This is a genomic window from Limnohabitans sp. (genome assembly GCF_044373035.1).
Classification (GTDB): domain Bacteria; phylum Pseudomonadota; class Gammaproteobacteria; order Burkholderiales; family Burkholderiaceae_C; genus Limnohabitans_A.
The window spans coordinates 21,314-31,643 of sequence record NZ_JBILQU010000023.1; the positions used below are offsets into that span (position 1 = coordinate 21,314).

The 10,330-nt window shown below is 60.1% G+C and carries 8 protein-coding genes and 1 pseudogene; 2 read left to right on the plus strand and 7 right to left on the minus strand.

All coding sequences use genetic code 11. The features are described 5' to 3' along the window. Positions 1-4: 4 nt before the first annotated feature. The gene (locus ACIQ47_RS05695) at positions 5-1,081 is read right to left on the minus strand and encodes a glycosyltransferase (protein WP_396437225.1); all 1,077 of its coding nucleotides are present in this window, start codon (positions 1,079-1,081) and stop codon (positions 5-7) included. Between the two features lie 172 nt (positions 1,082-1,253). Here ACIQ47_RS05695 and ACIQ47_RS05700 point away from each other — a divergent pair, with 172 nt between their 5' ends. After that, positions 1,254-2,486 (plus strand): lipopolysaccharide biosynthesis protein, encoded by a 1,233-nt coding sequence (locus ACIQ47_RS05700; protein ID WP_396437226.1) that lies wholly within the window; start codon positions 1,254-1,256, stop codon positions 2,484-2,486. 154 nt (positions 2,487-2,640) lie between these two features. Here ACIQ47_RS05700 and ACIQ47_RS05705 read toward each other — a convergent pair whose 3' ends face one another. Both ACIQ47_RS05705 and ACIQ47_RS05710 read right to left on the minus strand, forming a co-directional pair. Beyond that, the gene (locus ACIQ47_RS05705; protein ID WP_396437227.1) at positions 2,641-3,381 is read right to left on the minus strand and encodes a YdcF family protein; all 741 of its coding nucleotides are present in this window, start codon (positions 3,379-3,381) and stop codon (positions 2,641-2,643) included. A gap of 173 nt (positions 3,382-3,554) precedes the next feature. Beyond that, positions 3,555-4,577, minus strand: coding sequence for a GSU2403 family nucleotidyltransferase fold protein (locus ACIQ47_RS05710; RefSeq protein ID WP_396437228.1), 1,023 nt, complete (start codon positions 4,575-4,577; stop codon positions 3,555-3,557). 355 nt (positions 4,578-4,932) lie between these two features. On the opposite strand from ACIQ47_RS05710, the pseudogene ACIQ47_RS05715 reads away from it, so the two are divergent. After that, positions 4,933-5,313: pseudogene (locus ACIQ47_RS05715) on the plus strand (IS21 family transposase); the annotation flags it as partial. Positions 5,314-5,425: 112 nt separating this feature from the next. Here the strand turns inward: ACIQ47_RS05715 and ACIQ47_RS05720 are convergent. From ACIQ47_RS05720 to ACIQ47_RS05735, 4 genes are all read right to left on the minus strand, one after another. Continuing rightward, positions 5,426-5,581, minus strand: coding sequence for a hypothetical protein (locus ACIQ47_RS05720; RefSeq protein ID WP_396437229.1), 156 nt, complete (start codon positions 5,579-5,581; stop codon positions 5,426-5,428). Positions 5,582-5,708: 127 nt separating this feature from the next. After that, positions 5,709-7,259, minus strand: coding sequence for a Fic family protein (locus tag ACIQ47_RS05725; protein WP_396437230.1), 1,551 nt, complete (start codon positions 7,257-7,259; stop codon positions 5,709-5,711). Between the two features lie 247 nt (positions 7,260-7,506). Then, complete coding sequence (locus ACIQ47_RS05730; protein ID WP_396437231.1) at positions 7,507-8,901, minus strand: hypothetical protein; 1,395 nt, start codon at positions 8,899-8,901, stop codon at positions 7,507-7,509. After that, on the minus strand, positions 8,901-10,330 hold a 1,430-nt coding region (locus ACIQ47_RS05735; RefSeq protein ID WP_396437232.1), incomplete at its 5' end, for a polysaccharide biosynthesis protein. The genes ACIQ47_RS05735 and ACIQ47_RS05730, both read right to left, overlap by 1 nt.

Consider the following 10,330-nt stretch of genomic DNA (forward strand, 5'->3'; position numbering starts at 1 on the left):
AGCCTCACTTCACCAAAGCCCGGATGCGCGCCTCAAAAACCTCCGAGCGAAACACCTGGGCACGGGCCTCACAAGCGGCACGCATTGCGCGTGCCCGCTCGGCCGTCATCGACTCCACCGCCGCGCACACCGCCTGAACCCCCAACGCGGGCGACAACAGCACGCCCGTCTGCCCGTCCAACACCGTCTCCAGCAAGCCCCCCTCGGCCACACCAATCACGGGCTTGCCCGCCGCCATCGACTCCACCGGCGACATGCCAAAGTCCTCGTCCACCGGCACATACAAGGTCGCTCGCGCTCGCCCCACCCAGTCGGCCAGTTCTGCGTCCGACGTCCAGCCCACAAATTGAATGTTCGGTGCACCCACAGCCAAGGCCACCAGCGTTGCCAACTCAGCGCCGCCTGAACACACCACCAAGCGCTGGTGCGGCATCTGCAAAAACGCCTGCACCAAGACCTCGACCCGCTTCAAAGGCTCTAGCCTGGCCGTGGACAAAAAATACCCCTCATCGGCCAACCACCCAAAACGCGCCACATCCACCGGCGGATGCAACACCTGCGCCTGCACCCCGCAGCACACCTCCAAACGCCTGCGCACATTGTCCGAATTGGCCAGCACCATATCCATGGCCTGCACCGCGCGCACATAACGCACACGCAGCCATGCGGTGAACACATCAAAAAGCGGCCGCAAAAACCAGGGGTACCGCGCACGGTAAAAAGACTGCAACTCAAACGCAAAGCGGGGCGGCGTGTGGCAGTAATAAATGCGCCGCCCTGCCTGCTGGCGGTGCACCGCCAAGGGCGCATAAAAACCGCTGTAAATCACCGTCTCGGCATGCGCCAAAAAGCCAGCACGCCCCACAAAACAAGCGATCGCCTCCAGCACCCCACCCAAGCGGCGCGAGCGCGCGCCCCCCAAAGACCGCACCCCAGCGCCAAACCCGAACAACAAAGGCCCGGCCGCAGGAGACACACGCGCCACCACCACCTCAAAGCCCGGCAAAGCCCTGGCCAGCGCCAGCGTCACCCGCTCGGCACCCCCAGCCACCTGCAAAAAGTCATACACAACATACTTCATGGCCAACGATTATGCGACTTGCCACAGGCCCAAAAAAATCCTGCAAAAAAGCAGGAAGATAAAAAATGGCTTGGTCGTCAGCGCCTGCCCCTTGATCGCCAACCAAAGGCCACCCTGCACGGTTCAACGCTGGGCGACAATGCGGCATCTTCATCTCATTAAGGCAGGCTGAATGCGCTCAAGCTTGATCAAATCGGTAGGGGCCCAAGCCAGCGGCGCGCTGTTTTGCGCCGCCATCTCCTTTGCGCTCACGCTGTGGCTCGGGCGTCAGCTGGGCACCGCCGCTTTTGGTCATTACATCTGGGCGCTCAACCTGGCCACACTGGCCTTGGTGCTGCAAGAAGGCGGCTGGCCCGCCCGGCTTTACCAGCAATGGACCCTGAACAGCCCACACCCAGAACAAAACCACCCCCTCATGGCCCGCGCCCTCGCGCATGTGCTGTGGGTCACCGTTGCGCTGTGCGCCCTGCTGGGCTTGTGGGCCTGGCAAGCCTGGCCGCAGCCCTCCGCCCAAGGCAGCGGCCATGCCGCCACTTTGGCCATGGCCATCCTGTGCATGGGCGCCGTCGCCATCACAAACACGGTATCGGCCCGCCTGCGCGGCACGGGCCGCTTTGCCCGCGAAGCGCTTTGGCAAAGTGCCGCACGCATCGCATCGGCACTGGCCGTGTTGGCGGTCCTGGTGCTCGTGGCCGTGTCGCCCTTTTGGGTTTTTGTCGGCTGGGCGGCAGGCCTGGCCCTGCTGCTGGTGTGGACTGCACCGCGCTGGTGGATCCGTCCGCAATTCAAAGGCCTGAGCGCCGACTACCCGCAACTTTGGCCCTTTGTGCTCATGGCCCTGGCCAGCATTTGGCTGCTCAAAGGCGACATCGTCCTGCTCGGCTGGCTGCAAGTGCCCGCCGAAGATCTGTCACTGTATGCCGCCTGCACCCGCCTCACCGAAGCCGCCGTGCTGATTTTTGCGCCCTTGGGCAACGTGCTGCTGCGCAGCTTTGGCCAACTGCCCAACGAGAGCGCCCGCCGCGCCCTGCTGCACCGGCTGTTGTGGCTCGTCACAGTGGCCGGCCTGCTCGCTTGCGGCCTCGCCCTGTGGCAAGGCCCTTGGCTCATGCAGCTGCTTTTTGGCTTCGCATTTGAACCCGCAGGCCATCTGCTGCCCTGGGTGCTGACCCTGCTGCCCCTGGCGCTGGGCATCGGCGTCATGACTCCCTACCTCATGGCCAGACAACAAGAACGCCCACTCGCCTGGCTCATGGCCTTGGCAGGCGCACTGCTCACGGTAGCAGCCCCCTGGACCAGCACCCACTGGGGCCTTCAGGGCATGGCCCTCACCATCACCCTGGCCCAAGCCATCGTCTGGTTGGGTGCCCTGGCGCTGTGCCACAAGCCCGACAAACAAGGCTAAACCCAGGATCCCGGATCAAGTCCGGGACGACAAAAACACCCTGTCACCCGGCACCCGATGCGAGGTCCATCCCCTGTCTGTTACCCCGGGCAAAGACCCAGAGTCCATCCCCCTCTCTGTCACCCCGGGCGAAGACCCGGGGTCTCCAGCCCCCTCAGCGCGTCAAGGCGTACACCGCCAAGCCCAGCCACTCGTGCAGCGCCGTTTGCCACAGCATCAAACTGCGGGCCAGCGCATACTCAGACCAGTCCGTGCTGGCACCGGTTCTGAAGTCCACAGGATACGGCGTGACGCGGCAGCCCAACGACTCGAATTCGGCCACAGCGCGGGGCATGTGCCAAGCCGAAGTCACCAACAACCAAGGCTCCTGGCAGCGTGCCCCCAACAAAGCCACCACCTGACGAGCGTTTTCCCGGGTGTTGCGCGAGCCCGCCTCCAGCGTCACCCGCGCCAATTCCACCCCTTGCTCCCGGTAAAACGCCCGAGCCAACTCCGCCTCGGTCACACCGGTCGCCCACAAGCGCCCCTCGCCCCCCGAAAACACCAAAGCCAGCTTCGGATGCTGACGCAGCAAACCCACCGGCACCGACATGCGCTCGGCAGCCTCGCCCAAAGGCACCTGCGCGTGCGCCTGGTAACTGCGCGGATGCTGCGTGGCACCGCCCAACACCACCACCCCCACATGCCGATCAACCACCGCCGCAGTCGGCACCGGATATTGGTTCTCCAGCGGGCGCAGCAAGGCATGGGGAAGCGCCTCAAAACCAAGCAGACCCAAGACCGCCAAGCCCAGCCAAAGCATGCCCATGGCAGCCCGCCGCCAGCGGCTGATCACCAGCAACGCCACACCCCACCACAGTGCCAGCCAAAACACAGGCTGGGTGATCGCCGACATCAATTGAGACAAGACAAACATCCCCACCTTTTACCAAACAAAAACCGCTGCGAAAAAAAAGAGCCTGACGGCTCTTTCAATGTGTCGTCCATTTCACCGTCATCTCTGGGAACGAAGCGATTCATGGATTGCCGCGCTTCGCTCGACATGACGAATTAATCGGGTCACCACGCCTATCCTGATTGGATCAACATCGGCAGCATCTTACGGACATCACCATGCAGTGATGTCAAGGTGCTCTCGAACGGCAGGTGCGGCATTTCGTCGACGACCAGTTTCGCGACTGATCGTGCTTGCTCCAGGTCACGGGGTTTTTTAAGAGGTTCGCGCTCCGGCAAACCGGAAAGCCAAGCCTTGTGCAAAGCAAAAGCACGCGGGTCAGGCACACGCATGGGCACAGGCCATCCATCTTCATCAATGGCAACGGCATCCAACTTGGGAGCGTTCAAGAGCCACTGCAGCCCCGGCACCTCAGTCGCCACAAGGTCCGCCTCGCAAAACGTGATGTTTTCGGATTCTTGCATTCCACGAGGCGCAATCACCAAGTCAATCATGAACTGCCCGGCATTGGCGGCGCGGTAGCCATTTTCCCGGACACATTCAAATGTCTTGTCCGCTTTCTTAAGCAAGCCCAGCAAGCCCTCACCATCCAGCTTGTTGGACACCACTGTCATTTTTTGGCGCACATCGTCGAGCAGATCCACATCGCCTGACGCCAGCAATTCCAACAAAAAATGCGAACCTGCCACCGCCTCATAAGCGTACAACGCCTGGGTACCGATCACCGTAAAACTGTCATGAAGACCCGCTCGATCCAGTTCACGCAGCACCCGAGCCACCACACGTGGCACACGACTCAAACGCAATGCCTTGTTCAGCCTGGCCTGCTCCTGAATTTTTTCGGTGATCAATTGCAAGCGCTCTTGCGCCCCAGCACGACCCGCCGTAAAAGCTGCCAACAATCCTTCCGTTTCTGCCGAACGTGGACCCAGCGACCTCCCATTTCCTCGACGATCCTTGTCCCGGAAAAGATAATCCTTGCCACGGACCGTTTTCCATCGCATGCCATATTGATAGGATGCCGCATGGTGCAAAGCCGTACGGTAGTTCTCGAAAAGCTGCTCTGTATTGACTTGATGCAGTCGTTGCTGGTTTGACAGTGGCTTCATCGTGTTTCCGGCAAAATATTTATTCATCTATTTTGCCGGAAACATTCGGCATGTTCAATCACAGTTTCCGGCAAATCATCTGGTTTAAAATTTTTGCCGGAAACGCGTGTCACCCATTCTTCAGGAGTTTTGCAGGGGCGACTAATTTGTCGTCCCTGAAAAATTCACTTTCACGCCAGCGTTAAACGCATTGCGCCTTGCGTGTATGGGTATTCCGGAGCAACGTGACCGCTGATTCCGGGATCGTGACCGGCCATTCCGGTCATCGTGACCGGTCCGCCGGTCTACAACACCCGCACGGTGTTGCGCATGTATTTCATATTCAGGCCGGGTTAGCGTCAATCCTTTTTGCAGGACCGCTATGCCCGCCCCAAGGATCAACATGCGCAAACTCAAAGACGCCTTGCGTCTCAAATTCGAAGGCCAGCAGTCGCACCAGCAAATCGCCACCGCTTTGGGCATCTCCAAAGGCGTGGTCACCAAATACGCAGGCCTGGCCGTGGCCGCACGTCTGGATTGGCCCGCCATCGCCGCCATGGACGAAGCCAGCCTGGAGCGGCGTTTATTGCCCGCCCCCAAGCCCAGCGACATCTACGCCCCCGCCGACTTCGGCCGCATTCACCAAGAGCTGCGCCGCAAAGGCATGACGCTTGCCTTGCTCTGGGAGGAATACTGCGCCGAAACAGCCGACCTGTTCAGCGCCGATCACCCGGTCAAGCCCTGGCGCTACTCCCAGTTCTGCGAGAACTACCGCCGCTTTGCCAACATTTCGATGCCTTTGACGGACTTTTTCTGAAAGCAATGTAAAACGTACACCAAGAATTTAGCTGCCCCCCCCAGGTGGTCAATATTGGATCGGCGTCAACAGCAAGACTTCAAGTCGTCTTAGAAGAAATTCCAAACGATTGTTTGATCTGTGCAATCTTCTTGGCAGACTCCGGGTGTGCGACCGCATTGATCAACGCCTTGCGAATGAACACAAACAGCAGCAGTGCAAAGCCACTGGCCAAGGCTGCAATCACGGCAACCATGGCATCCAACCCATTAAAAATGAAAACAATACCCAGAAAGAAGCAAGGAGCCCGAAGGCTCCTTGATCGAGAAGAAAAAATTGGGATCTGACCCCAGTTTTTCAATTTTTACTACTTTTTTTCAGCCCTACTGCGCAGCAGACATCATCTCACCGCTCAGGCTTGATGCCACAAACTTGGCAAATGGCCCAATGTCGCCGCCAGAGCTTGCAGCATCGAGTGCCTCCATGTAATCCGATCGACGCGTCACCTCGATCACGGTCCAAGGGTACCCACCCGAAGCCAGCATGGCGTTCATCAGAAAGCGCCCAATACGGCCATTGCCATCCATGTACGGGTGCGTGAAAACAAAAATAAAGTGGCCCAGCACGGCACGCGCTGCAGCGTGCGGTTCTGTTTCCAGCAATTCGAACAGGGCAGGCATCATGTCCCGCACGGCCTCTTTGGGAGGCGGCACATGAGCGGCATTGCGAATGAAAACCTGATGGCTGCGGTAACCCGCCAGGTCCGAAGTTTTCAGCAGCTTGGCATCGACGCTCGGCCCAAAGAGCTCGCGGTACCAGACGCGGTGGTCCTGCGCAACCACAAGACCGGCGTTTTCCCCGCCAAGAATCCTGCGGATGGACGCCTCCACTTTCTGACGCGCCAAAAAGTACCCCCGTGCTGCCAACGCGTCTTTGGACTGCAAGTCAGCATCATTTTTTTCAGGATCCCAGATGCCAGAGGCCACACGCTCGATCAGCGCGTTGGTCACGTGATAGCCCTCGATAGACAGTGAGTTGTAGGCATCGCGCAAATACGTGTCTTGCACAGCGGTCAAGTAAGCCTCCTTGTCCACAGGCAAACCTGGTTCAGCGGGAAAGCTATCGATCACATCCTCGCGCATTTCGGCCCACATCAGCCGTACGCGGGTCACATAAGGCGACTCGCCGCGCGTGGCGCACAACGCCGGTAGCGGATCGAAAAATGGATTGACCTCAGTGAATGCATAACCCGCGCGGCGCATGACGCCTGCGATATCGTCGGCTATATCGTTGCGCCCGCAGGCCCGCATGGCACCCGCAAGACGTCCCGCGACCACACTGTGACCACCATCCAGCAACTGGCGCACCAGCTCATCGGCGTCGCGCATGGATGTGAGAACAATCTGTGCATCGCGAGCGTAGGTGCGATAGAACGATACAGGCACGCGGATCAGGGCTTGTTCGAGCGTCATCGCACGCAAGCCGCCGACCGTGTTGCGCTTGTCCACTTGAGGGAAATCTTTGGCACGGTAGTCCAGGAGCGAATGGCCCGCCAGCAGTTGAATCACCGAGTTCTGTCCGGCGGGTGCATTCAAGACCAGCTGTGGCGGTAAAGTGGTGTTGCCTGCATGCAAACGCACCGAATGGTCGGCAGACACGCACCACTGATCTCCAAACCTGCTCTCGGCGTACCGCCCGATGAACTCCGCTGCGCAGGCAAACCAAGCAGTGGTGTCGCCGGCTGACTCGTCTGGGCGCGACGACATGTACCAGCCTTTGATGATGGGTCGCAAATAGCCAGCCTTCACAAGCGACTCTCGTTCAGTGCGACCGAGATCGTCTGAACGCAGAACGTACCGGCCCTCGTCCTGCCGTGCCTTGAAAGACTTGAGGGCTTCAGCCAGACGGCGCTGTGAAGGGGTGGTTGTGGCCATGGATGACATCTACGTCAGGAAAGAGGGCAAATCAATAGCTAGGGTATCACGCCAAACCAAGGCTAGGGTAATATGATTTATTGCAGCTAAGTTTTTTGACGGAGAACAGAGATATACCATTCCCGCCGTCATCGCGAGGCACGCAGCGATCCATGGATTGCCGCGCTTCGCTCGCAATGACAAAACAATTGGGATCTGACCCCAATTTACGGGATGACAAAACAATTGGGATCTGACCCCGATTAAATTAATTGGGATCTGACCCCGATTTAATGGGCTCGGGGCAAAAGACGAATGCCAAAAAGATAAACCCCCAGTACATGGGCAGGTTCAGGTCAGGGATGCCCAGGCCCATGGCGAGGGTGGCGGTGGGCAGGGCCACGGCCACAAAGATTTGCATGTCGGTCAAGGCAGGTGCCCTGATATAGCGCCATAGCAAAGACACCAACATGGCGCAAAAAAGCGCTGCCCCCAGCACCCCGGTGTTGCTCACCAAGCTGGCAAAAAAGCTCGATGCGCGGTTGCTGCCCATGCCTACGCCCAGGCCATAAGTCTCTTGCACGATCTCCAGCGCCCGCTTGTTGGACAACTCGCGCACACCGTCTTTTAGCTTGACCTTGCCCACGATCAAGCTGTCAACTAACCCGTCCAACTTGGGTTTGATCGCGGATTGTGTGTACATCTGCACCCCCCAGGTACTGGCCAGCAGCAGCAAAACCCCCAGCAAAGCGGCCCGCAGCCTGAGGCCAAAGCCGGTGGATGGGCGCAGCGCATTACCCAGTACCCACAGACACAGGGCCGCCATTGCCACAGCGGTTGCCGCCAGGCCGGTGGAGCCTAAAGAATTGAGCAAGCCCAGAGTCGACAAGACCGCTGCCAGCCAAGCCCACCACCAGCCACGCCCCATCAAAACAACTGCCCAAAGGCCAACGGTGGTTGCAGCAAGGTAGGCGCTGGTATACGAGGGCTCTGTGAACGGCAATCCAATTCTGTACCACAGCGCTTTTTCAGCTACAGGTGCCTGCGAGTAACCTTGGTTGTTGGCAAGATGGGGCGTCAAACTGGGCGTTCCATTGAACTGTGCCCACTGCTCATAAAACCCAATTGCTAACACCAGCACCAAGGCCCCCACCACGCCCGCTTTGATACCACGTAGCCCGTCTGGCCGTTGCATTGCCTGCAGCAAAAACAAGAGCACCGCCACATGCACCACAAGGTTCAGCGTTTGTACCAAATTGGACAGGGTGGCCCGCAAAGACGCCAGCTTGTTGATGGCGTCCATCTCCACCAATAAATTGACCGGCATGCCTTCAAACCACACGGGCAAAAGCCAAGCCCCCAGCGCTGCCACCACCAGATACGCCAACAAAAAGCCCAGCGGCCAGCGCAAGTGCTGCGGCAGCAACAAGCGGCGACTTTGCCCCAGTCGCCACAACCACACCAACCCAGCCACCAGGGCCATGACCATGTAAGGCGACACGCCATAAGCGGCCACACCTTGGCCACCCGCGCTGCCCAGGGGCACATTCACCACCGCCGTGGCTTGCAGCACCGTGCTCACCATCACCAAGCCGCCCAGGCTCATGGCCTGCGCAAACAGGGCCGCCGCCATCACAGCCGCAAAGGCCGTCACCTGCACCATCACAAAGTCTCCAGTCTGGGGCCATTGGCCCGGGCCAAGCTCACCCAGTCCACCACCGCATCGGCCGGGGTGTAGCCCGGCACCAAGGTTTGCAGCAGGGCCCGCATACCGGGCACATCGTTGCGCAACACACAGGCCTGCAGCGCGTCCAGCTGAGGCTGCAGCGCGTCCCAGGGCAGCAGGTCTTCGTGCGCTTTCATGATGCGTTTGTGCTGCGTGGGCTGCGGGTTGTCGCCAATCAGCAGCTCTTCGTAGAGCTTTTCTCCGGGGCGCAGGCCGGTCACCTGCAGGGCAATGTCGCCCTCGGGGTTGGCCTCGTCGCGCACGCTCAGGCCCGACAGCTCCACCATGCGCAGCGCCAAATCGGCAATGCGCACCGGCTGGCCCATATCCAGCACAAACACATCGCCCCCCGTGCCCATGGCCCCGGCCTGAATGACCAGCTGCGCCGCCTCGGGGATGGTCATGAAATAGCGGGTGATGTCCGGGTGCGTCAGGGTGATGGGGCCGCCGTTTTTGATTTGCTCGCGGAACAAGGGCACCACCGAGCCGCTGGAGCCCAACACATTGCCAAAGCGCACCATGGTGAAGGTGGTGTGCTGCTGGGGGCGCTGGGCCGAGGCCATGGCCAGCGCCTGCAGCACCATCTCGGCCAGGCGCTTGGTGGCGCCCATGATGTTGGTGGGGCGCACGGCCTTGTCGGTGCTCACCAGCACAAAGTTGGCCACCCCGTTGCGCGCTGCGGCCTGGGCGCACACCAGTGTGCCCCACACGTTGTTGCGCACGCCCTCGGCCGGGTTGTGCTCTACCAGGGGCACATGCTTGTAAGCGGCCGCGTGGTACACCGTGTGCGGCCGCCAGGTGCGCATGATCTCTTGCATGCGCAACTCGTCACACACCGATCCCAACAGCGGCACCAGCTCGGTCTGTATGCCGGGGGCGTCGCCCGCCAGCGCTGTTTGGGTGGCTTGGCGTGCCAGCTGCGCCTGCAGGTCTTGGTGAATCTGGTACAGGGCAAATTCACTCATCTCTAACAGCAGCAGCTGCTGCGGCTGGCACTGCAAAATCTGGCGACACAACTCGCTGCCAATGCTGCCACCGGCCCCGGTCACCAGCACTGTTTTGTGGTGGGTGTTGCGGTTGATCAGCAAGCCATTGGGCTTGACTGCGTCGCGGCCCAGCAGGTCGTCAATATCCAACTCACGCACATCGCTCAGGCCCACACGGCCTGCGGCCAAGTCGGTCACGCTGGGCAAGGTGCGCACTGCCACATGGTGGTGAGCCAGATCGGCCAAGATGGCGTTGCGCCGCTGGCGCGTGGCCGTGGGCAGGGCCAGCAACACATCGGTAACGGGCAAGCGGCCCAAAACCTCACCCAAGTTTTGCGGGTTGTAAATGCGCAAACCATTGAGCACCTGGCCATGCAGGC